General features: G+C 63.8%; 1 pseudogene. It reads right to left on the bottom strand.

Annotated elements, in window-relative coordinates:
* Positions 1 to 25: 25 nt before the first annotated feature.
* A pseudogene (locus tag EOB59_RS36215) lies at positions 26 to 240 on the bottom strand (ABC transporter ATP-binding protein); the annotation flags it as partial.

The following is a 240-nucleotide window of genomic DNA, read 5'->3' as shown; positions in this document are numbered from 1 at the left end:
ACCCTCCCCACAAGGGGGAGGGTAATCACTCCGCCGTGCCTTCCTCATACTCTGCCGACATGGTCAGCCACTTTTCCTCGTGGCCGGCCAGCGTCTGGGCCAGTTGCGAGCGCTCCTTCGCCAGCCGTGTCGCCGTCGAGGGATCCTTCTCGTAGACCGCCGGATTGGACAGTTCGTCCTCAATGCCGTCGATGCGCTTGCGAATGCGGTCCATCAGCGCTTCGGTGGCGCGGATCTCCT

This window comes from Mesorhizobium sp. M7A.F.Ca.MR.176.00.0.0 (assembly GCF_004023165.1).
Taxonomy (GTDB): domain Bacteria; phylum Pseudomonadota; class Alphaproteobacteria; order Rhizobiales; family Rhizobiaceae; genus Mesorhizobium.
Note: the sequence above shows the minus strand (reverse complement) of the source record. Positions and strands in the feature narration are given on the sequence as shown.